Source organism: Paenibacillus sp. J22P218 (genome assembly GCF_056269195.1).
On sequence record NZ_JBWDNL010000002.1, the window covers coordinates 965,569 to 988,534 of the forward strand.

Annotated in this window: 26 protein-coding genes and 1 pseudogene; 18 read left to right on the forward strand and 9 right to left on the reverse strand. The window is 43.6% G+C overall.

Annotated features, from left to right (window positions below; all coding sequences use genetic code 11):
• Positions 1 to 8: 8 nt before the first annotated feature.
• From AC0YN0_RS13355 to AC0YN0_RS13380, 6 genes are all read left to right on the forward strand, one after another.
• On the forward strand, positions 9 to 683 hold the full coding sequence (locus AC0YN0_RS13355) for a response regulator transcription factor (protein WP_475821645.1): 675 nt from the start codon (positions 9 to 11) through the stop codon (positions 681 to 683).
• Between the two features lie 3 nt (positions 684 to 686).
• Positions 687 to 1,706: a sensor histidine kinase gene (locus tag AC0YN0_RS13360; protein WP_475821646.1), complete on the forward strand. Its 1,020-nt coding sequence runs from the start codon at positions 687 to 689 to the stop codon at positions 1,704 to 1,706.
• Positions 1,707 to 1,722: 16 nt separating this feature from the next.
• Positions 1,723 to 2,238 carry a heme-degrading domain-containing protein gene (locus AC0YN0_RS13365; RefSeq protein ID WP_475821647.1) on the forward strand — a complete coding sequence of 172 codons (516 nt, stop codon included), beginning with the start codon at positions 1,723 to 1,725 and terminating at the stop codon, positions 2,236 to 2,238.
• A 109-nt stretch (positions 2,239 to 2,347) separates the two neighbouring features.
• The gene (locus AC0YN0_RS13370; protein ID WP_475821905.1) at positions 2,348 to 3,709 is read left to right on the forward strand and encodes an MATE family efflux transporter; all 1,362 of its coding nucleotides are present in this window, start codon (positions 2,348 to 2,350) and stop codon (positions 3,707 to 3,709) included.
• Between the two features lie 151 nt (positions 3,710 to 3,860).
• Positions 3,861 to 4,742 (forward strand): AraC family transcriptional regulator, encoded by an 882-nt coding sequence (locus tag AC0YN0_RS13375; RefSeq protein ID WP_475821648.1) that lies wholly within the window; start codon positions 3,861 to 3,863, stop codon positions 4,740 to 4,742.
• Positions 4,743 to 5,321: 579 nt separating this feature from the next.
• Complete coding sequence (locus AC0YN0_RS13380) at positions 5,322 to 5,840, forward strand: hypothetical protein (RefSeq protein WP_475821649.1); 519 nt, start codon at positions 5,322 to 5,324, stop codon at positions 5,838 to 5,840.
• A gap of 180 nt (positions 5,841 to 6,020) precedes the next feature.
• On the opposite strand, the gene AC0YN0_RS13385 is transcribed toward AC0YN0_RS13380, so the two are convergent.
• A complete protein-coding gene (locus AC0YN0_RS13385; RefSeq protein ID WP_475821650.1) occupies positions 6,021 to 7,289 on the reverse strand; it encodes a carboxylate--amine ligase in 1,269 nt (422 codons plus the stop codon).
• A 286-nt stretch (positions 7,290 to 7,575) separates the two neighbouring features.
• Between AC0YN0_RS13385 and AC0YN0_RS13390 the strand changes: the two genes are divergently transcribed.
• Positions 7,576 to 8,031 (forward strand): DinB family protein, encoded by a 456-nt coding sequence (locus AC0YN0_RS13390; protein WP_475821651.1) that lies wholly within the window; start codon positions 7,576 to 7,578, stop codon positions 8,029 to 8,031.
• Between the two features lie 249 nt (positions 8,032 to 8,280).
• On the opposite strand, the gene AC0YN0_RS13395 is transcribed toward AC0YN0_RS13390, so the two are convergent.
• Positions 8,281 to 8,640, reverse strand: a complete 360-nt coding sequence (locus AC0YN0_RS13395) for a winged helix-turn-helix transcriptional regulator (protein ID WP_475821652.1) — start codon at positions 8,638 to 8,640, stop codon at positions 8,281 to 8,283.
• A gap of 128 nt (positions 8,641 to 8,768) precedes the next feature.
• Between AC0YN0_RS13395 and AC0YN0_RS13400 the strand changes: the two genes are divergently transcribed.
• Positions 8,769 to 9,407 (forward strand): NAD(P)H-dependent oxidoreductase, encoded by a 639-nt coding sequence (locus tag AC0YN0_RS13400; protein WP_475821653.1) that lies wholly within the window; start codon positions 8,769 to 8,771, stop codon positions 9,405 to 9,407.
• A gap of 296 nt (positions 9,408 to 9,703) precedes the next feature.
• The gene (locus AC0YN0_RS13405) at positions 9,704 to 10,279 is read left to right on the forward strand and encodes a dihydrofolate reductase family protein (RefSeq protein WP_475821654.1); all 576 of its coding nucleotides are present in this window, start codon (positions 9,704 to 9,706) and stop codon (positions 10,277 to 10,279) included.
• A gap of 124 nt (positions 10,280 to 10,403) precedes the next feature.
• On the opposite strand, the gene AC0YN0_RS13410 is transcribed toward AC0YN0_RS13405, so the two are convergent.
• Positions 10,404 to 11,324: a ketopantoate reductase family protein gene (locus tag AC0YN0_RS13410; RefSeq protein ID WP_475821655.1), complete on the reverse strand. Its 921-nt coding sequence runs from the start codon at positions 11,322 to 11,324 to the stop codon at positions 10,404 to 10,406.
• Between the two features lie 148 nt (positions 11,325 to 11,472).
• Between AC0YN0_RS13410 and AC0YN0_RS13415 the strand changes: the two genes are divergently transcribed.
• A complete protein-coding gene (locus AC0YN0_RS13415; protein ID WP_475821656.1) occupies positions 11,473 to 12,024 on the forward strand; it encodes a TetR/AcrR family transcriptional regulator in 552 nt (183 codons plus the stop codon).
• 57 nt (positions 12,025 to 12,081) lie between these two features.
• Positions 12,082 to 12,627 (forward strand): hypothetical protein, encoded by a 546-nt coding sequence (locus tag AC0YN0_RS13420; RefSeq protein WP_475821657.1) that lies wholly within the window; start codon positions 12,082 to 12,084, stop codon positions 12,625 to 12,627.
• Between the two features lie 150 nt (positions 12,628 to 12,777).
• Here the strand turns inward: AC0YN0_RS13420 and AC0YN0_RS13425 are convergent, their stop codons facing one another.
• The 3 genes from AC0YN0_RS13425 to AC0YN0_RS13435 all read right to left on the reverse strand — a co-directional run bounded on the left by AC0YN0_RS13425 (position 12,778) and on the right by AC0YN0_RS13435 (position 15,255).
• On the reverse strand, positions 12,778 to 13,278 hold the full coding sequence (locus AC0YN0_RS13425; RefSeq protein ID WP_475821658.1) for an SRPBCC family protein: 501 nt from the start codon (positions 13,276 to 13,278) through the stop codon (positions 12,778 to 12,780).
• A gap of 123 nt (positions 13,279 to 13,401) precedes the next feature.
• Complete coding sequence (locus tag AC0YN0_RS13430) at positions 13,402 to 13,737, reverse strand: DUF1801 domain-containing protein (RefSeq protein ID WP_475821659.1); 336 nt, start codon at positions 13,735 to 13,737, stop codon at positions 13,402 to 13,404.
• A 165-nt stretch (positions 13,738 to 13,902) separates the two neighbouring features.
• Complete coding sequence (locus AC0YN0_RS13435) at positions 13,903 to 15,255, reverse strand: MATE family efflux transporter (RefSeq protein WP_475821660.1); 1,353 nt, start codon at positions 15,253 to 15,255, stop codon at positions 13,903 to 13,905.
• A 136-nt stretch (positions 15,256 to 15,391) separates the two neighbouring features.
• Here AC0YN0_RS13435 and AC0YN0_RS13440 point away from each other — a divergent pair, with 136 nt between their 5' ends.
• The 4 genes and pseudogenes from AC0YN0_RS13440 to AC0YN0_RS13455 form a co-directional block, all read left to right on the forward strand.
• Positions 15,392 to 16,072, forward strand: a complete 681-nt coding sequence (locus AC0YN0_RS13440; protein ID WP_475821661.1) for a TetR/AcrR family transcriptional regulator — start codon at positions 15,392 to 15,394, stop codon at positions 16,070 to 16,072.
• Between the two features lie 366 nt (positions 16,073 to 16,438).
• Positions 16,439 to 17,185 carry a PEP-utilizing enzyme gene (locus AC0YN0_RS13445; RefSeq protein ID WP_475821662.1) on the forward strand — a complete coding sequence of 249 codons (747 nt, stop codon included), beginning with the start codon at positions 16,439 to 16,441 and terminating at the stop codon, positions 17,183 to 17,185.
• Complete coding sequence (locus AC0YN0_RS13450; protein ID WP_475821663.1) at positions 17,182 to 18,024, forward strand: PEP/pyruvate-binding domain-containing protein; 843 nt, start codon at positions 17,182 to 17,184, stop codon at positions 18,022 to 18,024. Before AC0YN0_RS13445 ends, AC0YN0_RS13450 begins: the two co-directional genes overlap by 4 nt.
• Positions 18,025 to 18,091: 67 nt before the next feature.
• Positions 18,092 to 18,622: pseudogene (locus AC0YN0_RS13455) on the forward strand (DUF3626 domain-containing protein); the annotation flags it as partial.
• Between the two features lie 253 nt (positions 18,623 to 18,875).
• Here AC0YN0_RS13455 and map read toward each other — a convergent pair.
• Together map and AC0YN0_RS13465 are read right to left on the reverse strand one after the other, a co-directional pair.
• A complete protein-coding gene (gene map, locus AC0YN0_RS13460) occupies positions 18,876 to 19,622 on the reverse strand; it encodes a type I methionyl aminopeptidase (protein ID WP_475821664.1) in 747 nt (248 codons plus the stop codon).
• A 7-nt stretch (positions 19,623 to 19,629) separates the two neighbouring features.
• Positions 19,630 to 20,214, reverse strand: coding sequence for a TetR/AcrR family transcriptional regulator (locus AC0YN0_RS13465; RefSeq protein WP_475821665.1), 585 nt, complete (start codon positions 20,212 to 20,214; stop codon positions 19,630 to 19,632).
• 234 nt (positions 20,215 to 20,448) lie between these two features.
• Here AC0YN0_RS13465 and AC0YN0_RS13470 point away from each other — a divergent pair, with 234 nt between their 5' ends.
• Entirely contained in the window at positions 20,449 to 21,021 is a 573-nt protein-coding gene (locus AC0YN0_RS13470) for a hypothetical protein (RefSeq protein ID WP_475821666.1), read from the forward strand.
• A 99-nt stretch (positions 21,022 to 21,120) separates the two neighbouring features.
• Here the strand turns inward: AC0YN0_RS13470 and AC0YN0_RS13475 are convergent, their stop codons facing one another.
• Positions 21,121 to 21,537: a VOC family protein gene (locus tag AC0YN0_RS13475; RefSeq protein WP_475821667.1), complete on the reverse strand. Its 417-nt coding sequence runs from the start codon at positions 21,535 to 21,537 to the stop codon at positions 21,121 to 21,123.
• Positions 21,538 to 21,769: 232 nt separating this feature from the next.
• Here AC0YN0_RS13475 and AC0YN0_RS13480 point away from each other — a divergent pair, with 232 nt between their 5' ends.
• Positions 21,770 to 22,270: a P-loop nucleotide/nucleoside kinase family protein gene (locus AC0YN0_RS13480; RefSeq protein ID WP_475821668.1), complete on the forward strand. Its 501-nt coding sequence runs from the start codon at positions 21,770 to 21,772 to the stop codon at positions 22,268 to 22,270.
• 201 nt (positions 22,271 to 22,471) lie between these two features.
• On the forward strand, positions 22,472 to 22,942 hold the full coding sequence (locus AC0YN0_RS13485) for a YdcF family protein (RefSeq protein ID WP_475821669.1): 471 nt from the start codon (positions 22,472 to 22,474) through the stop codon (positions 22,940 to 22,942).
• The last annotated feature ends 24 nt before the right edge of the window (positions 22,943 to 22,966 follow it).

Sequence of the window (22,966 nt, forward strand, 5' to 3'; positions counted from 1 at the left end):
CGCGCGAAATGGCAACCATTGTCGTCGTTGAGGATGACCGGCTGCTGAATGAGGGACTATCCTTTGCGCTTGAGAAGGAGCACTATGAAGTATGGTCTGCATATACAGCTGCTCAGGCTATGGAGATGTGGAGAAGCCGCGACGTTCATCTTCTTATTCTAGATATTCATTTACCCGATCGAAGCGGAATTGAGCTTTGCAAACAAATTCGCGAAACGTCGGATGTGCCGATCCTGTTCTTAACGGCCAACGATACAGAGCAGGACATCGTGAACGGCTTCTTATCCGGCGCGGACGACTATATTGCCAAGCCGTTCAGCATGGCGATATTGAATCAGCGCGTCAAGGCTGTCCTTCGCCGTGGCGGCGAGGAACAGATCGACAGGTTCGTATATAAGGATTTAACGGTATATTATGATAAAATGAAAGTGTTCAAGGGAAACGAGGAGATTAAGCTTACCTCGAATGAATACAAGCTGCTGTCTATTCTCACACGCAATAGCAAGCAGATTTTGACAAGACAAATGATTCTCGAGAAGCTATGGGATCTGGACGGCGCGTTCGTCGACGAGAATACGTTAAGCGTCAATATTAAGCGTCTGCGAGGCAAGATCGAGGACGACCCGAAGAACAGCATTTATATCAAAACCGTATTCGGCATCGGTTATACATGGGGAGAATAGATTGTGAAGAGCTCCTTTACTCGTATTATTCTGATAAGCTACGGGCTGTATGCAATGGCATACGGCCTGTTTCTATATGCGTTGCTGGAACTTGATGCAGGCCGCAAGCTGATCTTTTTATCCAGCTTGTTCGCGATTGTCGGAGCGTTAATTCTCGTCTTTTTCATGCTTGCTATTAGAAGGCAAATGGGTGACGTATTGACGAAGCTGTCGCTGACGATTCAATCCATCATCGATCGGGAGGATCGCGAGCTGTTCTCCACGGTAGAAGACAGCATATTGTCCAAACTGCAGGTGCAGGTGATCAAGCTGTCTCGGATCATGAAGATGCAGAGTCTTAAAGCAAAAGAAGAAAATGAGGAAATGAAGACGCTCATATCCGATATTGCGCACCAGTTGAAGACGCCGCTTGCGAACTTGAACATGTATGTAAGCCTGCTTGGAGACCGTCATTTGCCGTCTCAGAAGCGGGAAGCGTTCATTGTCATATTGGCGAACCAGACCGATAAGCTGAGCTGGCTGATGGACAGTTTAATCAAAATGTCGCGTCTAGAAAGCGGTATCGTTGCGATTAGGCAGGAAACGAGCAGTATTAACAGTACGGTATTATCCGCTATCAAGCAGATATTTCCAGTGGCTGAACGGCATGGCATCGTGATTGAATTCGAGTCGGAGCGAGAGACAAACGTGTCTCATGATCGGAAGTGGACGGCTGAAGCTATCTTCAATGTACTGGATAATGCGGTCAAATACGGACGTGATTCAGGTACGATTAAAGTCACGGTTCAACCCTACGAGATGTTCGTTCGCATCGATATTGAGGATCAAGGCAGCGGTATTGAAGAGAGCGAGATCAGCGATCTATTCAAGCGCTTTTACCGGGGAAGAGAAGCGAGCGAGACGCAGGGCGTAGGGATCGGTCTCTATCTGGCCCGTAAGATAATTACCGATCAGTCTGGCTATATGAAGGTAACATCCGAGGTAGGCAAAGGCAGTATATTCTCTATCTATCTTCCGATTTAACGATTTAGGAGGTATAATGAATGGGGCTGTACGACTTAGGATGAAGAAAGAAGGATTTCACTTGGAAAATTACGACGTATTATTAGCAGAGTTGCTTGAGCAGGAATCCGAATTACAGTTCACCTCGTTCTCGAATCAAACAGCTGTCCAGATTGGCAGCGCAATTCTCGCGAAAGCGCAAAATGAGAACAAACTTATTGTCGTAGATATCAGGAAGAACGGGCAACTGCTATTCCACGCGAAGATGGATGGTACTGGCGCTGGACATGATCGTTGGATTGAACGCAAAAATAACGTCGTCAAACATTTTGGACATAGCTCCTACTATATGCACGTGCTGTACAAATCATGGAATACCAACATTAAGGACAGTGAATATCTCGATCCGATGGAATATGCGACGGAAGGCGGCAGCTTCCCGATCATCATTAAGAATGCTGGACCTGTCGGTACGATTACGGTATCCGGACTTGAAGGCCATATGGATCATGAGATGATTACGACAACGCTTACCAAATTATTGAAATCATAGACAAATAATAAGGCACGATAAGAAGACACTAACTGTGCAGTTAGTGTCTTCGTTAACTTCCATAGAAAAGAATGTGATCGTATTGATTCCGATTCGTTTGCGAACGCAGATGAGTGCGTATTTGAATAAGTATTTGACTGGCGAGTCGATGGATTACAGGGCGATTATCGCTTTGTATATCCCGATTCTGATCGATCAGGCGTTTATCGTCGGACTGAATCTCGTGAACACCGCGATGATCAGCTCCTCCGGCGTATCGGCGGTTAGCGCGGTCAATATGGTCGATTCCTTGAATTTATTTCTTATTAACGTTTTCGTAGCCGTAGCAACCGGGGGCACCGTCGTCGTAGCGCAATATAAGGGGAGCGGGAACAATCAGATGGTAGCTCGTGCCACGTCGGGCAGCATTGCTTCCGTCTCCATGCTCTCTGTAGTAATCGGTCTGCTCATAATAGCTTTGCATAATCCGTTGCTGCGCTTACTGTTCGGTTCCGCGTCAGCCGAAGTGCTGGATAGTGCAAGAATTTATCTTATAGGGAGCGGCATTTCTTTCCTTGGGCTGGCGATTGTTCAAGCCGTATGCGGCGCGCTTAGAGGAGTCGGGAAGAGCCGCGCTTCGCTCGCGCTTTCGTTAATAATGAACCTATTGTATGTGCTGCTTAACATTGTATTCATTACGATGTTGAATATGGGTGTTATGGGGATGACAATTGCGATCAATATCGCCAGGTTTGCCGGGGCCGCTTGCGCGATCTATTATTTGTTCAAAATGGATGGGACGATGCATCTGCGCTTGCGCGATATGTTCCATGTTCCGATCTCCATGCTGAAGAAAATTATGTCCATCGGACTGCCATTCGCCGCCGAGCAGATGTTCTTCAACGGCGGCAAGCTGCTCACCCAGGTGTTCATCGTTAGCCTAGGAACGTACGCGATTGCTACGAACGCGATTGCGTCTGTACTGACGGGTCTCCTGCAAATTCCAGGTGCCGCATTGTCCTTAACGATCGTCACTGTTGTCGGTCAGTGCATTGGACGAGGCGATGTGGCCGATGCGCGCAAGTTCGTCAAGTCGTTTCTATGGATAGCATCGCTAATGTTATTCGTGATGGGGATTATACTTATGCCGTTCTATCCGTTATTGGTAGGGTTGTTCGAACCTCCTGCCGAAATTGTAGACGACATCTTCTGGGTGCTGCTGCTTACGGCAATCGTGCAAATCCCGTTGTGGGCGATGAGCTTCATATTGCCGTCCGCGCTGCGGGCGGCCGGCGATTCCCGCTTCACTTCATTGTCTTCGATGCTTAGCATGTGGTTATTCCGCGTCATACTAGGTTACTTGCTGGGGATTACAGCGGGCTTAGGCATTATGGGGGTATGGATTGCAATGAACTGCGAATGGGGCGTACGCGGAGCGATCTTCCTATGGCGCTTCCGCGGGAAGAAGTGGTATAAGCATAAGCTCATATGAAGCATGAGCACGATTGGAAAGACGACTCGCTTAACGCTTGGCGTCTTTCTTTGTTGCAACCCCTGCATCATCGGACACGAAAAGTCGGAACGGTCGGCAATATATTTGTTACGTTATAGTTGCGGAAGAAGAAAGGAAGGAGTCATACCGAATGCTTGAATCTATGAATGCAGCGTTAAACTATATTGAGGAACATCTGGCGGATGATATTGATTTCAAGGAGGCATCGCGGCTGGCATTTTGCTCGGAGTTTCATTTTAAAAAAATGTTCTCGTTTCTTGCAGGGGTGCCGTTGTCCGAATACATTCGCCGCAGACGCTTAACGCTAGCCGCCTTTGAGCTTAAGGACAGCTCCGTGAGGGTTATTGACGTGGCAGTCAAATACGGATATCAATCGCCGGATTCCTTCTCGAGAGCGTTCCTGGGCATGCATGGTATAACTCCAACCGAAGCGAGGGTTAATGGGCAGCCGCTGCTTGCCTATCCTCGTATGACCTTCCAGCTGACTATCAAAGGGGTAAGTGCAATGAACTATCGTATTGAGCAAAAAGAAGCATTTCGCATCGTCGGCCTTATGAAGCGGGTTCCCATTCAATTCGAGGGAGTGAATCCTGAAATTGCTGCGATGTGGGGAAGCTTGAACGAGGAGATAATCGGGCAGTTGAAAAGCTTATCCAATACGCAGCCTATCGGGTTAATCAGCGCATCGGTCAATTTCTCCGAAGAGCGAATGGAGGAGAAAGGGGGGCTCGATCATTATATCGGAGCGGCTACGACTTTGGCATGTCCAGATCATCTGGCGAGCTTGGAAGTGCCGGCATGCGACTGGGCGGTGTTCGAGGCGGTTGGTCCGTTTCCCCAAACGCTGCAAGAAATATGGGGTCGCATCTATTCCGAGTGGTTCCCTTCCTCAAGCTATGAGCAGATTAACGGACCTGAGCTGTTGTGGAATGAAAGCAAGGATATCTCCTCTCCGAATTATCGAAGCGAAATATGGATACCGGTAGCGAAGCGAATTCTCGAGCAGCAATAATGGAAAATGCAATGGAGTGTAGAAAGAGATGTCGATCTTCGACATCTCTTTCTGTTTGTTTGTGAATTAACAGACTGAAGGTTCTTCATTAAGTTAACGGACAGAATACTTACAGGCGCATATAGAGATCGGGTAACGATAGTCTTAAAGATAGATGGATGAGGAGGCGCTATGGTATCCTATTCATTTTAATAAACTATCAGGCAGGTATGTTTGGATAATATCGCGAATTCATTGACATTAGAGAGGTGTTATTGAATGAATTTTGAGACATTGAGGCAAAAGAACATACAATCAGGAGAATGTATGAATGGTTCGTATTTTTGGTCCAGTGACATGGTATTAATTGACGTGATAAGCAGGCAGAGAATTGAACAGCTTATCGACCATCTAATTATATAAGGCAATTTTCAGTCCGTTTTTAAACGATACTCTGATGTAGATACGGATGAAGATAAAATCTACCCAGATGGATTTTTTATAACTTAATCAAAAGTACAACTCATTATGTTAAAGGGTAGAATGTTCTGGATAAATATAGGAAAATACTTACGTCTTAAAGATAATGGAGTGGTATTTATGGGGACAGATATTCATTGTTATGTAGAAGAGAGAGTTTATGAAAATGATGGTGTAAACCGAATTGGTAAATGGGTATCCACTGATAAGTGGACAAGGAATTGGGCGAGCACTTTTTCCGATTTCGACGAGGCTCCAATCTGGGGGGTTGAAAGAAGGGATATGGTTTTCACGGATAGAAATTATGACCTCTTTGCAATCTTGGCTAATCAACGTAAATCTGAGAACATGCTTTATATCAGCGATTTGCGAGGACTACCTGAAGACGTTAGTCCAAGGATTCCGCTTCAAATTATTATATTAGAAGGTCATAGCACGACGTGGTTTACTGTAAAGGAATTGCTCGAATTTAATTGGGATCAAGTGTTTAAATACGAAGATGAAACCATGAATGGCGAAAAAATTATTGAATCAGTTAACTATAGAGAATGTGGAAAGAGATTTTTGGAAGTAGTTAATCGTTTAGTTGAAAGTAAAGATCCTTCCGATATTAGATTAATCATTACATTTGATAATTAAATGTATTGTTCATGTGACAATTACGCTAACTGATAGATCAACAAAAACAAAAAGACAACCGTCCAGAAATGACCGGTTGCCTTTCTTCATCTACATGAAATTAACTATATATCTATGGGAGTCCATATTAATTATATTTAGCTTATCGGCATAGCTGCTTCAGTTGGCTATCGATTCTTGTTATCGTTCCGAGCGGTCTTGATCCACAAACAAGGCTTGTTCTTTATTGAAATAATAACGTCGATAGTTGTTGATGTGTCCGAAAAAATAGCGCGAGACACTAATAATACGCTTCACATTTAGGTCTTTGTTGTACCAAAGTGAGCGGATCACTTTCTTCTGCTTATAAAGCTTATCGATCTCGATCGATAACGCCGGATCGGTGACGTAGCGCTTCAATACCATTTTCGGTACGTTAGTCCATAATGCGGTAGCTTGGCCGTATTTGCATTCGGTGTCTTCGCCGTAAACGACGTGACTTATAAGCGCTGTTATCATATTCAACCCGGCCCCCCGTACGAACAAACTACTTCTACCTAATCGCGGGTTGATTTCAAACATCATGTATTTGCCCGTCCTGCTGTCGAACTTCATGTCGATGTTGGAAAATCCGACATAACGGACTTTCTCCAAGAATGCCTTAACCTTCTCATATATGTCCATATCTGAGCGGCTAATGATAGCGGCGTAGTTACCTAACGTATTCGGCGCATATTCTTCGAGCACAGGCTGACCGAGACACATCATTTTCACGTTCCCACTATCATCGGAGTAGCTGTTGATCACTCGCATTGCGCTATCGCCGCCGGGAATAAACTCTTGTATGATCAGTTTGCCATTATAGCCGGATGTATTCATGTTGCTGATCATCGCTAAATATTCTTCACGATTGTTAAAGAAGAACACTTTCTTTTTGCCTTGGAAGTAACAATGAAGGTATTCATAGGCATTGCTATTCTCAGGTTTTACAACAATCGGAAATTGAAATTCTATGCGTTCCAAAGCATTTTCACGTTCATGCGGCTCACAAACAAGCGTCCTTGGATAATCCAAACCGAATCGATCGCACAGTTCATAGAACTTGTCTTTAGTATCGAGCGTTTCCAACAACATGTCTGATAGAAAATGATTTGCGATCAATCCATTGAATTTGCCATAGTGGCGCGACAACATCCCGGCATAGTAATCAGAACAAGGAATGACGATCAGTTTCTTGTTCGAGGAGGCATGTTTCTCCAAGATGGACAACAACGCGCCGGGGAAAACATCCTCTTTGTCGAAATGATCGATTTGGATAAGATCGAATAAGTTGCTGTGTCTGGTTGGAATCAGCAGTCGAGTACAAACCAGGAGCGGTTTGGTCTGATAGGTTTCATGGATAAGTCTGACGTTGCCATAGGCATTCTCATCACTGCCAAGTATTATCGCTACAAAATCGTTAGGATTCATACTTTCTCCTCTTTCAATAAATTTTTCGTTCTTTGCTCTTATTATAGCTTAGTCTCAGCATTAAAAAGCCTATCTATGTGTACAATAGTCTGCTGTATTACGGGAGCGTGATAACTTTGAGGTTTCTGTCAAAGCTACTACGCCCCCATCTAGAAACGACTGATGGGGAAGTGCTACAGCAACAATGAATTCACAAGAAAAAAGTTGTTTTAGTTCTTTGAAATGATTAAACTTACGGATAATAGTAGGTTCAAAAAATCGATGTGACGAAGAGGGGGAAACCGAAATGAAGACGATTAAGTGCATGATGGACCACCTGTACTGGGCGGACGGACGCATCTTGGACGCGCTCGAGGAGAGTGAGACGAAGAACAAGGATCTACTGAAGCTGGTTCGACACATCGCGGTCGCGGAACGAGTCTGGCTGTCCCGATTGCAGGGCAAGGGCAGCGCACAGTATTCGTTGTGGGAGGACGTGGAAGACCTGATAGCGGTCCGGGTGATGTTCGAAGAAAACGCCAATCAATATCGCGTCTATATCGAAGGGCTGGAGGAATCCGAGTTGGACGAGATGATCGACTATGCGAACCAGATCGGGGTTCCGTTCCAAACGTCCGTCCGGGACATCCTGTTGCAGGTTCTCTTACATGGGCAATATCACCGTGGGCAAATCAACCGGGCACTTCGGATCGAATCGGCAGAGCCTGTCCAAGTCGATTACATCACGTTCGCGAGGCTCTAACGGGCCTGTTAATCACCAGTATTCGGAATGGGAGTGGCATTGAACTAATTGGCAACTATAGCTTAATGTACAACGCGGCAGCCGGTATACGATCGGCTGCCGTTCGCCATTGAAGTAACGGGCAGGATAGTTCGGATTTATCGATCTTCTTTATGTTCTGGCAGGCCGCGCTGCCGGACATGCCTCGTAATCACGTTCGTTATATTGTAACTCGGAGCAGAATGAAACGGACTAGCGTAATGTCGAACGCTAGTCCGTTTCTGTTTGTTCATTTTTCTCTTTTTTGAGCTGCTTTCGCTCAACATGGGCAACTCCCCATTGATGTAAAGTTTCTAAAATCGGAGACAGGCTCATGCCGTATTCCGTGATGGAGTATTCTACTTTCGGCGGGATTTGCGGATAAATGACTCGTTTAACGATCTCTTCCTCTTCCAATTCACGCAGATGGAGCGTAAGCATCCTTTGAGTGATATCGGGCAGCAATCTTCTTAGCTCATTGAAACGCAAAGGTTTACCTTGAAGCAAATGATAAAGGATAACCGGCTTCCATTTGCCGACGATGGAATCAAGCGCCACAACGAATTGACACTGGACAGGGTTCTTTTGCATACGCAGCCTCCGTTACAGTACCTTTTTTAATACTATACCACATTAATGTGCGTACTTAAAATATGTGACTATATATAATATGATTATCCTTGAAAGTATAACTGATTACAGAAGGGAAGTTTTGATTCATGGCAACCTTATTGTACATCACCGCACACCCTCTCGATCCTCAATCTTCGTATAGTCTCGCGGTAGGCAAAGAGTTTATCGAAGTGTACCGCGAGGCAAATCCGAGAGATGTAGTTGTTCATTTGGATCTCTACAAAGAGAATATTCCGCAATTTGATGCTGATGTTTTAAGAGGTTGGGAAAAGCTTCGGTCGGGTTCATCTTTCGATCAACTGTCTGATGCTGAGAAGTCGAAAGTGGCTTGTCTTGAAGCGATTGTTGATCAATTCGTGGCTGCTGATAAGTACGTATATGTTTCCCCGATGTGGAATTTCACGATCCCACCGGTTTTGAAAGCATACACCGATGCGACTTCAATTCCGGGTAAGACTTTTAGATATACGGGAAAAGGACCTGAAGGTCTGTTGACCGGTAAGAAAGGCTTACACATTCAAGCAAGTGGTTCTGTTTATTCAGAAGGTCCTTTAGCTCCACTTGAAATGGGATACAGCTATCTGTATAAGGTTTTACAGTTCTATGGGATTCAATCTATTGAGGCAATTTTTGTTGAAGGAACGGCATTAAAATCACAAGAGCAAGCTTCAGCTATTAAAGAAAAAGCAATTGCTCATGCTAAGGAAGTTGCCAAACGTTTCTAATCGTGGGATCGTTCTCAAACCGGAATCCATAAGAGCAAATCCACCATAAGTGAATAATGCCGCGAAGCTGATTCGATTACTTTCAGGGGAGCCCCCATTATCCACAGGAAATCAAGTTGTGTATATATCCCAAATAATAAAAAGCCTGTTGAAGTATTGTTGTCTTCAAAAAAATTCAAATTCCTCTTGAACCTTACGTTACGTAATGATTTATTATGAACGTAACAGCGGGATGATACGCGGGCCAACGGCCAAAAAATCAAACAAATAAATTCAAAATTGGAGGAGAAACGAACATGAGAAAACTCGTTCTATTTCTGCACGCATCGCTTGACGGTTTTGTAGAAGGGCCGAATGGTGAAATGGACATTGGCTGGGTTTCCTACGATGCTGATTTGGAGAAACACGCGAAAGAAATTTTGAGTACTGCCGACACTGTCATTTGGGGACGTGGGACTTATCAGATGATGCACAGTTACTGGCCATCTGTGCCATCGAACCCATCAGCTTCGCAGCATGAACGGAATCATGCCGAGTGGATCGAAAAGACAGCCAAAATCGTGTTTTCCACGACGCTGGAGAAAGTTGAATGGAATAATTCCAGACTTGTGAAAGAAGATGTCGAGAAAGAGATCAATAACCTCAAACGGCAGCCAGGCAAGGATATGGTCATCCTCGGCAGTCCTAGGTTCGCACATCACCTTATGCAGCTTGATTTAATTAATGAGTATAAAATTACGGTTTCTCCCGTCCTGATCGGTAAGGGATTGCCGTTATTCCAAGGACTCAATGAGAAGGTCAATCTTAAGCTAATCGAAAACAAGACCTTTAATTCTGGAGCCTTAGGTCTTGTTTACCAGACGGTAAGATGACCTTGTCTCCTATAGTAGATTATGTTTTGTGAAATTAAAGTCTTAGACTGGGTCCAATAAATAAAGCAGCGACAGAACAAGACTCGATAAATAGAGTCTTAGACTGCCGCTGTTGTTGTTCATATTACTGAACATGTATTTCCGAATTGACATTTTGACTTAAAAATTTCATTAAATCATTACTCAGTTTCACAATCTCATTGTTAGCACTGTTCGCATAATCCGGCAACATCATATCCCTAACCATTTTAGTTCGTAGCCATGCCATAAAGAAAAGATTCAAAAATAAGTTTGGACATTTAAACACCATTTTAAGCATAGGTGGATCAATTGAAACGCCTGCTTTTTGTATTGCCCTTAGATGCGCTTTTAAAGTGACTGTTATTTCGCGTGCCTTCTTACTGGTTCTGGCTGTTTTTTTGTCAATTATCTTATTCTCAGAACGTAAAACGCTCAACATGGCAATGTCTGATACGGAATGTGTGATTAGATACGCTTGCATATCCTTTTTAATATCGTAGGGAAGCTTTGCTGCTTTAAATAGTTTAGCGAGGTTTTCTATGCGTTCTGTCACTACACCATTAATTTCTCCAAATGCAGTTGCCGCTATAATCTTCGGTAGAAATCGAGCATGCAATACTCCATCTTTAATCTGTCCGCCGAATCCTGGAAAAGCTGGTAAAAGTCTATCCCCTACGATATCCAGCCACGAAGAAAATCCAATTGAATTACTAATCATTGTAACTATATTTTTGCTTTGATTATCTTTTAGCGCTAACAACGCTGATTCGGACCGATCATAACGAACGGTAACGAATATAAAATCGTATATATCGTCATGTTCGAGCGTATCAATGACATTCACTTGTATCGATCTAACTTTACCTTTTTCTTTATATTGCAGGCCATTTTCTCTTAATGATTGAAATCTATTAGAATGTGCAAACAGGCTAACCTCAAACCCTGCTTCAATAAGCTTAATTGCGTACATGCTCCCGATGACACCTGCACCAAAAATTAAAATTCTATCTTGTTTGGCTGACATTAAAACCACCCCTACTTATTAACATTTCCTTTTGATCATCAGACAACATGTTGTATGATGTGATTGTAAATCTTTATTATTCCTTGATCAACCATCAGTTTTTTATTAATTGTTGGATGATATTCTTATTCGCTAGTAGGAGGGAAACATGAAAAAGCAACCCCAAATAACGGAAAAAACAAGACAAAAGTTTGTAGAGGTTTTTTGTGAGTTATATAGCCAAAAGCCGATTGAGAAAATTTCGGTTCAGGAAATTGCGAATAAGTCAGGCTTTAACCGCAGCACCTTTTATCAATACTTTACTGACATTTACGAATTGTTAGACTCTGTTGAAAATGACTTATTGAATGAAATAAAAAAAGAATTGGCGAATAAAGAGCTATCGATGCATACGGTTCAAGATACGTTCTATTGTCTGGACAAAAGAGAACATCTCCTGGTTCTTAATGCCCTTTTGGGCGATTATGGAAGTGTCCGTTTTTTAAAACGATTAAAAAAAGAAATCACTTTGGATCAATTAGAACTAAACGTTCCGCAAAACCATTCCTTAACGCCATACTTAATGGAGTTTTACCTGACAACTTCCCTTTCTTTATTTCGTCTTTGGCTCCAGCGTCAAAAGGATTTATCGTCAGAAGAATTTTTTAAGTTAGTGGAGAACCTATATTTAAGAGGGATTACGCCCTACTTTAAAGAATGAGTCTGTCATTCAAACCAAATCCATATGTTGTATAACAATAAAAGGGGGGCATTCGTTATGTCGATTAGTAAAAGGAAACTCATAATTTCAATTTCATTTGGTTTAAATATTATTTTTATTGTGTGCTTATTTTTCTTGTATCAGTTGCATCAAAAAAATACAGATATGAAAAAAGGAGTTATCCTTCAATATGCTATACAGCAAAATGAAGTGCTACTAGATTTAGAAACTGCACTTAACCATGAAGATGACAAAGTAGATTATGTTAATTCGCTAGTCGGAGCGTATGCGAACATCTATCATAACTTTAATCTAACCAAAAACTATAATTCTGTTGGAGAGAAAGTGAATTTTCCTGAAAATATAAATATGTTCAACAACCCGAAATCTTCGTCGCCTGTAGTCTATTCTTTAGATAATCGTGTAACAGATGTATTCAACGATGAAACGAATCAGAAATTGAAACAATATATCTCTTATGTTTCGCAAGTAGTTAAAACACTGGATTTTCAAAATAAAATAAAAGGAAAGAGTTTAAGTGAGCAGTATAAAACATTAAACGAAGTTAGCGTTTTAATCGATGGATTTAATTTAGAAAAGTAATCGAATCCGTTTATTACGATATCGGGGAACGATAGTTGAATAACACACTCTGGGGCAGGAAGTACGGTAGTAGTCTGGGATCCGAAGGGCACGTCAAAAAAAAACGCGTGCCTGTATTGGCACGCGGGAAGTTTGGATGTTATCAATTTTTTATAATTGTGTGGACAGATAATTGGCCAGTTGCTCGAACGTTCCCTCCATACCTTGTGCAGCCATCGGTGCCATTGCATCGTATGCGGCCTGTTCTTCATCGGAAGCATTCAGTGGACCTCCTTGAAGCGTCAGGATAGTTTTACCTTCGACTTCTTCAAGCGTCAGAATGTTCAAGATTTCGAGAGGCCAATGTGGGTTAAACGGAGCGCGGATGGTGTTGCCATTTTCGTCAGAGAAGGATTGGACCCATATCAGCTTCTCAGGCGGCTGAACCTCTTGGTAAACAAACTTGCCCCACATGACATGCTGTCCGTCCGGCGACTTCTGACATCCGACAAACATTCCGCCTGGACGCACTTCCATCTTAACGACTTCAAGGGTGAATCCCTGAGGGCCCCACCAGTTACCGAAGTGGTCAGGCTCGGTCCACACTTTGTACACCAGCTCGCGCGGAGCGTTAAATTCACGTGTCAGAAAAACTCCTTTAGGGTTGCTCATTCTTACTCCTCCTCAGATCTAAGTATTGTCTTTGATTTTTGCAATTTCTATAGATAGTCGGCTAACCCAAAACAAATATATTAAATGTTTGGATGCTTCTTGGTTCCCTCCCGTTTAAGGCCTTTACAGCGTGTCGGAAGCTTGTTTCAGAAGCTCCGACAACAGTGAAAGATCCGCAGAATCGCCTTCACGTAGTTTGATCCACTTTCGTTCGGCAGGCCCATCAAATGTTTTTGGGAATTCGATGCCGTTAGCATTCATGATCATAAATGCAATCGCATCTTTAGAAGGCGAAATAACGGCAGCATAATGTCCATTTTTCAGAAAATGTGGCTTCTTATATTGAATTCGTTCTTCTACCGCCGGAATTGTCTCATGCACTAGTTTGCGTAGCGTGGAGCTGATAATGAACTGCCATTTTGGCAAATTTTCAATATAGGCTGTAACTTCCTGATTCATTCTTTCATTTCCCTCCAGTTGGGATATTTTTTACTCACACGTCAAATATACCTGCAAAGGAATATTCCTGTCAATGCATATTTTGGCGCGTTAATGTACCTAAAAAAGGCAGGATCGGGGATCACCGATCTCCCTAATCCTGCATTCATGCGTGTTGCATGTTTTTTAGTGTACTAAACTATCCAAATCCGGCTGCAATTTATTCCGCAGAACATACAGCATGATGGCTCCAACAAGGAATGCGACGGCATCCGCAATGACCAGCGACCAAACTACCCCGTGGAAGCCGTTCATTTGATTGGCGATATACAGCACAGGAATTAGAGTAATGCCTTGAATAACTGACATAATAAATGCGGCGGTTCCTTGCGCTGTTGCTTGGAAGATCCCCGTAAACAACGAGGTCATTCCTGTAATGAACAAGGATAAGAACGTTACATGTAGAATGTAGCTGCCCATTTCAATTAATTGCGGATCATTCGTGAATAAACCAATTAAATGATCGGAAATCAGATAGACGATAACGCCGAACACGGCTGCTAACACCACGATCGCTTTGATCGTGAATGCAATCGTATTTTTCATCCATAATTTATTCGCTGTAAAAGAGAAGGCAATGAGCGGCACGACGCCCTCGCATAAGCCCATCAGAATAAACTCAGGAAATTGCAATAGTCGTGATGAAATTCCGTAAGCAGCTACGGACTGATCTCCATATTCGACCAGAAAATGGTTAAAGATGAGCGACATTGCACCCAAAAAGATACTCATAATAAAAACGGGAACTCCGATTTTGAATACATTGCTCAAAATGTCATTGGTAGCCTTGAACCATTTTACGGAGACGGTTAAGAATTGGCTCTTATATCCGATATGGAAGGCGTAAAATGCACTCGCAACCAAGTTAGAAATAACCGTAGCAGATGCTACGCCGATCACGTCCCAATGGAAGACGAAAATGACTAAAGCATCGAGAATAATATTTACAACTACACTAAGAATCATACCGACCATCGACGTTAATGCTGCACCCTCAGACCGGACGATATTCTCCAGCGTGAAGAATAATACGACGATTGGTGAACCTATTAGCATAATCGTGACGTAGTCCTTCGTGAATCCGAAGGATTCAGGCGTTGCCCCCAGGCCATGAACGATGGGATCAATCAACGGGATGCCGACGGCCATCACGATAAGACCGAGAACTAAACTGCTGTAAAAGGCGAATGAAGACACATGCTTAAGATCATCATATTTTTTCTCACCTAATAAACGGGAGATGAATGTGCCGCTTCCCATGCCAATCAAGTTGCCTAGCGCCATAATGATCGCGAATAACGGCAAGGTTAATGCGAGTGCGGTTAACATAGCCGTATTGTGGAGTGTGCCAAGGAAAAAGGCATTCAAGATCGAATAGATGACACTCATTGACGTGCCTAGCATCATCGGTACTGCGAAGTGAGCTACGGCTTTTGCGACCGGTGCTTTTTCAAAGTAATGGAGGTTTTCTGTATCCATGCGGGTCACCACTTTCTTCATTTATTTCGGCGCAATCTAACGGTGTTAGATTGAACCTTACAGTGTTAGATGATATCATGATCTTATGAACCTGTAAAGTACAAACTTACACTGTTAGATAAAAGGGCGGATAACGATGAAAAAGCAGCAGCCTCAGATCTCGGAGGATAAGATTTTAGAAGCTTCGTGGGAGCTTCTAGGGGAGGATGGTATCGAGAAATTCAGCCTGAGAAGATTGGCCGACCGTTTGGGAATTCAGGCTCCCTCTCTTTATTGGTACTTCAAGAGTAAGCAGAATCTTTACTACCGTCTGGCCAATCAGGTATCGAAAATGATCTTGGAGGAGTTCCGCTCCGAAGGGGACTGGAAGGAGCAGATGACGGGTCTTGCGGTAACCGTTCGGAGTGTGCTCACCCGGTATCCCTGCTCCACGCAGCTCATGATGATGACTTTGCCCCATGAACCTGACATTATCCGTTTCACCAACCGAATGCTGCTTTGCGTGGAATCGACGCCGCTTGAGCAAGAGCAGAAATTACAAGCGGTTCTTACGCTTGTGAACTATGTCTTCTACTTCGTTCTGGACGATTATCAGCATCAACGCAATGTCTCCGACATCCTTAAGGAGCAGGGAGTGCCTACAGACGGGGAGATGATGCGCCTTCTGGATTCCATGAGCGAAACGGACGCGGGACTATTCCGCAGGATGTTCAAGAGCGGTCTGTTCGATCTGATGGGAACCGACGGGGCTTTTGAGTTCGGAGTGAAGCTGATTCTTTTGGGGATTGAGCAGGTGATTAAGGAGCAGGAGAAGTAGAATGTAAAACTTCTCCTCGTTAATTAAACTAAATTGACAGATCGCTTTTTACCTGAATTATGATTGACAAGGTAATATTTGGAGGTATATACTTTGACTTGTATTTAAAATGATTTAACTAGAAGGAGTGAGGACAATGAAAAAAATCAAACTAACTATCAACAACTTCATATTGGGTCCTCGCGGTGTTATTTTTTAATTAATTCGCTATGTCGAAATAAGCCCTGAGGATATCTATCCTCAGGGCTTTATATGTGTGAAGAACTACTCTGAAATATAGAGTGATTCCTCGAGCTTAAGCCACTGGTATGTTTGCAGTGGCTTTTTTTGTTTCGATTTCGACACAGTGAGAAAAGGGAAAAGGAGATGGTTGTTTTCAACAGAGTCAGAATTTGGTATCAGAAAGAGATTGAACAACTTAAGCCGTTGGTGCGCGATGCTTATCAAAAAATTTATAGGTACCAGTTTGAAAGGACGTCACGGTTTGAGTTACAGATGCGCGAAGCCATTGCACAAATAACGCCGATATTAGAAGTGTTTATTGAGCATATTCCCGCGTATAAAAGCAGCTATATAAAAGTTCTTGCCGTGCAGGAGCAACTCGCGGCGTCCGATTTGATATTGTGTTTTGACCGGGCAATGTATGAACTGCATTTGTATGCAACCTTAGGCAAAGAAATCGGAAAATACGCCAATGAGGCGCCTTGGAGCAAGGAGCTTCGCGCACTCTTGAACGAAAGACAAGTTATAGAACCTGTAAGTAACAGTACATCTGATGAAGAGTTATTTCTTGCGAGTGGTAAAGTTGCCAGTTCCGGTCATGCCGAAGGAATAGCCGTAGTCATAATGCACAAGGATGAGCTTGTGAACGTAAGGAACGGAGACATTCTAGTGACAACGATGACGACTCCAGATTTCATCGAGGTTGCTCCATTAATATCAGGACTTGTGACGGATCGGGGAGGTATTGTTTGCCATGCTGCCATTTTGGCGAGGGAGTTTAACATTCCATGTATCGTTGGTTGTAGAAATGCAACAGAAGTTGTTAAAAGTGGTGAAAAAATTCGTATAGATGCGATCTCTGGCATCGTTATGGGATGTGGTAATGCATGAAATTAATACATTTATATGAGGCAATCGAAGTTGAGTTATATGGTCGTAAAGCGGTGAATTTGGGTGTGGCGATTAAACACCGTTTGCCGGTGCCTAAGGGCTATGTGCTGCCGGCTACTATCGTTGCGCAATTTGTGCAAGGAGAGCTTAATATTGATGGTGAAATTCGTTCTATGTTAGACTCACTAGGTTCCGTTTCCGTCAGATCGTCCGCTATTCAAGAAGATGGTGAACAGTCCAGTTATGCTGGACTGTTTCATTCTTGCTTAAACGTTACAACCGTAAAGGGTATTGAGCGTGCGATTCGTTGCATTTGGGAGTCGGCACAGTCTAAACGTTTGCAAGGCTACATGAGTCGAGCAGAGGGAGCGACAACGACAAATAACGGCGACCAAACTGTACAAATAGCAGTCATCGTTCAACAAATGATCAATTCCGATGTGTCGGGAATAATGTTTACACGGAACCCTGTTACGTATGAGGATGAAAGAGTAATAGAGGCAACATGGGGACTTGGCGAAGCGGTTGCTTCTGGATATGTAACGCCTGATTACTTCAGAATGAACCGAAATGGGGAAATGAAGGAATCAACAGCTAGTTTGAAGGAGATTGCGGTTCGATTCGGCCAATGTGAAGGTACCATCGAACATAAGCTTGACGACAATACCGTGAACTCACTATGCCTGACCGCTACGCAGTGCAGTCAATTGAACGGTCTCGCTATAAAGTGCGAGCAAACCTTTGGTCCAAACATCGATATTGAATGGACTTTCGCAGACGGCAAGCTATGGCTGCTCCAATGCCGACGGATAACCGGGTTAAAGCTATCTTCTGACTGATGAATCATCTTGAAAAGCAATAAGGTAGAGTCTATATATCAAATGATCTTAAAAGCTGGTGATGTGCATGTCAAAGAACAGTCGCCTTACGAGTTCACAAGCCCTGGCCATTCAGTATATAAAACAGTATGCCAGTAGCCGAGGGGGAGCTGCACAATCATCTATCCGAGAAATTCTCCAGTTGTCGAATATCCCTTTTGGTCTATTTGAGGATGCTGTCTCTAAACTGCGATCACATGCCAGAGTTGCGTTACATTTCCACCCTGACCGTCCACTAGCAGACATGAAAAGTGTGGCACAAGCATTACATGAGCAAGGGATCTATAAGAGTCAGTTTGAAACGCAGATTTCTAATGGCAGCGTGTCTGCATTCCCAGGTGGTGCTCGAGACATTTGGGAGATGGGACTGTTTGGAGGAGTTTATCAGTTGGAGGGAGTCAGCAATATGGAGAGGCCAAAATACGGTGCTTTAGATTTAATGTTACATTCTGATGGTCCGTCACCGAGGTTTGGGTCATGCTATTTCCTTCTTTATCCACAGGTATCCTATCGTAGCACGTATACTTACGGTGGCTCCCAGGATGATCCTGCAGAAAAAGAACTTATGAAGAGGTACTCCAAGAATTAAAATTCATGTGGCACGTACTGGTAAGGTTCGGCAATCCTATTGAATGACAACGGATTATAATAAGGGATCGACGCTACAAAGCGCAAACAGGTGACGATAGTTAAGTTCGATAATAATATGGAGGCAATCGGTCACAACGATCGGCTGCCTATTTTAATTAAAGATGCTATGCCGAATACATAGAAAAGAAGTCGACCAACTCGTTGGGCGACCTCTAAATATTCTATTGCGCGGTCAGGATCCGTGGACCTTCAGACGTAATGGCGATCGTATGCTCGTATTGGGCGGCGAGCTTGTGGTCCAGCGTCCGCGCGGTCCAGTCGTCCGCATCGATTGTCATGTAGTAAGTGCCTTCGGTAATCATGGGCTCGATCGTGAAAACCATGCCTTCTTTGATGCGGAGGCCTTTGCCTGGCTTGCCGACATGCATATAGTTCGGCGCCTCGTGCAGGTCTCGGCCGATGCCATGCGCGAGAAGGTCGCGTACGACGCCGAAACCGTTCGATTCGGCATGCCGCTGAATCGCGCTCGTCACGTCGCCGAGCCGATTGCCAGGCTGCGCCTGTGCGATGCCGAGATCAAGACATTCCTTCGTGACGCGCATCAGTTTCTCGGCTGTCGGCGAGATCTTCCCGACCGCATAGGTCCAGGCCGAATCGCCGAGCCAGCCGTCGAGCTCCGCGACCGTGTCGATCGTCACGATATCACCTTCCTCAAGAGGCTTATCGCTAGGGAATCCATGGGCGATCACATCGTTGACGGAAGCGCAGGTCGCATATTGATAGTCCTTATAGCCCTTCGTGTATGGCTTGGCCCCGTGCTTCAAGATAATGTCCTCGAAGATTCGCTCAATCTCGTTCGTCGTGATGCCCGGTTGGATGAGCGGGGCGATCGTGCGATGGCATTCGGCTACCACTTGACATGCCTTGTGGATGGCCTCGATTTCATGCATGCTTTTTAAGATGACCATGTTCGTATTAGGACTCCTTCGTAATGGCTTTCATCGCGAGCTGGGTGATACGATCGATGTCCAGCTCGGAATTGCCTGCATAGTAGTACAGCCCGCAGCAGCCGACCAGAACGGCAAGCATATGGTCGACGCTGTCGTCTTCGCATTGGGCGATCGATTGGAGCGGTACGTATAGCCGTTCCATGAATTGTCTCTTAGCGGCGTGCCGGTCTTTCTCAGGCAAGCCTGCATAATGCTCCGCCGCCATTTTGTAGACAAGATAGGTGCGGGCGTCCGTCTGCCACAGCCGGAGCAGCGCCTTGCAATACGTCAACAGCTGCCTGTCCTTCGGGGTTACGCCACGGATGTTCGCCCATTCTGCCAGGGCTAGCTCGCATCGCTCGAAGCCGCTGCCCAGCACATCTTCTATCAATAAATGTCGGTTGGGGTAATAATGGTACACCGTGCCGTAACCGAGCTCGGCCTCGCGGGCAACGTCACGAATATCAAAGCTGCCGCCGGTACGGAAGTAGGCGCGCGCGGTGGCGTCAAGGATCTGTTCTCTACGCTGCATGCGGATGAGCTCATTTTGTTCTTTGGTACGGGGGCACATTGGCGTGTGAACCTCCTTTTTATAGACCTGCAAATTTGTCGATATAAAGATTGTAACGTATTTGGCGGGGATATGCAAATTATCTGTTGGTGTATGAGTAAGGATGGTCAGATATTAAAATAGAGGAGGTAAATGGTTATCCAAGCAACATTCAGGACTTTTTGAACTTCGTAGCTGTCGACGTATTAGAGGGATTTGATGTAATATATGTAAATGAAGAGGAGGTGGAAGTGGATGCGAGAAGGTGTAATCATTCTTCTTATCCTTTCGCTTGGAATAAATGGATTTTTGTTTCTGAATGGGAAGTCGAAGCAAAAAGAACTTGAATCTGCAATCCTTATGAATGAGTTTGTTGATAGGGAGAAAGAATTGAGGATCTTCAAAGCATTTATCGATGAAATGACAGACAATGACGATGTTTTCCCTTACTTTAATGAAGAAGAATCTGGTTTATATTGGATACTTGAACAACCCTATTATTCTGTAATGCCAAAAGTGACTCGTGACATAAGGAACGCAGATTTGGAATTGTATAATACCTATTCGGATTTTCTTATCGAATTTGATTCAGCATGTAACAGAATCGTAAAAAGTCTTAAAATTAAATTGCCTCTTATGGATAAAGAGCAGTTAGTAACGCTTTCTAATCGCTTAGATACGATTTACAATTCGTTTACGAATAGTCTAAAGGGGTGGTCGGTCCATTCCAGTGTCAACAAGTTCGATGTTCAATTCGAACCACAAAGAGAACTGCTTGACGACGTACTAAAAGAGTTAGAGGCGGTATTTGAAGAACTCGAGAGGTGAATGGAGTCGTTGGGGATACGAATGACGATAAAATGAAAAGAGATGATGCCACAAAGACATCATCCCTACGTACCATGAAACAAGCAAACTCAAAATTCCTTACTCCTGCGGGATCGCACTTTCATCCATAAAGCCGATTTCCCATTGATGACCGTCTAGGTCTAGGAAGCTTCTCTGATACATGAAGCCGAGATCTTGAGTGTCATTTGCAATATTGCCGCCTGCTGCAATCGCACTGTTCACTAACTTGTCCACTTTTTCGCGGCTCTCGACCATTAATGCAATTAAGACTTCGGTCGTTTTGGATGCATCAGAAATCTCTTTCTTGGTAAAGGTCTTGAAATACTCTTCAACCAACAACATGGAGTAAATGTTTTCTCCGATGACCATACAAGTTGCATTGTCGTCAGTAAAGTTTGGGTTGAATTCAAAGCCTACTGTGGTGAAAAACTCCACAGATTTCTTCAGGTCTTTTACTGGTAAATTAACAAACATACTCTTGGCTGTTTCTGCCATTTCGATCACCTCAAGTATACAGTAGCATTATGATAAATTGGATGTCAAACTACATTGAAGTAGGGCTTTCAAGTTGTATGGGAGCCCAATTACGACAGGAGGTTGAAACACAGTTAATTCGGGGCTACCGATATGAAAATTACATATTTTAGTTTGAGGGGCAACTTGTTGGATTCTATTGCATGGTTACCAGTTAGGCCACGAATTAGTTTTTTAAAAGGAGTCGAGTCTAATGCTTTATATTTTTAGCGGGTTACCAGGCACGGGGAAGTCCACGTTGTCATCAGCTTTGGCTAAAGATTTAAGGGCAACGTATCTCCGCGTCGATGTCGTGGAACAGGCTATGCAGGATGCAGGAACGAAGGTTGACGGACCAGAGGGCTACATGGTGTGTTATGCGATAGCATCGGAAAATCTCCGGTTGGGTCTAGACGTAATTGCAGATACAGTAAATCCTATCCAAGTAACGCGCCAAGCTTGGCGCAACGTGGCGGAATCGCTTGAAGTTCCGTTTGTGGAAATTGAAGTTGTTTGTTCAGATTACCCTGAGCACAGGCAGCGAATCGAAACGCGTACAGCTGATATTCCCGGATTTGTTCTCCCGACGTGGGAACAGGTCAGGAATAGACAGTACGATATTTGGGACCGAGATCCTATCGTCATCGACACTGCTAATCAAACGGTGTCCGAAAGCCTGACGTTATTATACGAAAAATTGAATAGTGAGCGTTGAATGCTCAACGAGGATTGCGTGGAACGTTTCATGCGCTCAAGCGTGATAATATTTAGGGGAGATTATGGTTAAAAATAAGAGAATGCAGGTGAGAGATTGAGCTTTGTTTTCATTAAAAGATTTTTAATAGTAGTAGCAAGTCTTTTCATCTGGTTTCTCATTCACACTACTTTTGTAATAATAGACGGGTTGAATGATGAATTGAAACCTGCTGATGTAGCTGTAGTATTAGGAAATAAAGTAGAAGTTAATGGTCAGCCTTCTAATCGGTTAATGGCAAGATTAGACACGTCTGTAGAACTTTATAATGGGGGCTATTTTACTTTTATTATTGTAAGTGGTGGTATAGGCAAGGAAGGTTTCGATGAGGCAAGAGTTATGAAATCTTATTTAGTAGATAAAGGGATACCGGAAGATAAAATTATAGAGGATAATAATGGGTACAACTCATATATGACCGCCCAAAATACCAGCAAGATTATTGATGATTTAGAATTAGACTCCGTCATGGTTATTACTCAATATTTTCATGTATCTAGGACAAAATTAGCTTTTAGAAAAATGGATATTAAAGAAGTGTACGCAGCTCATGCCAAAATCTTTGAGTTTAGAGATATATACTCAATAATACGAGAATTCCCAGCATATTATAAATATTTCTTTAAATACTGACTCAATAAGACGTTACGGCAGCCG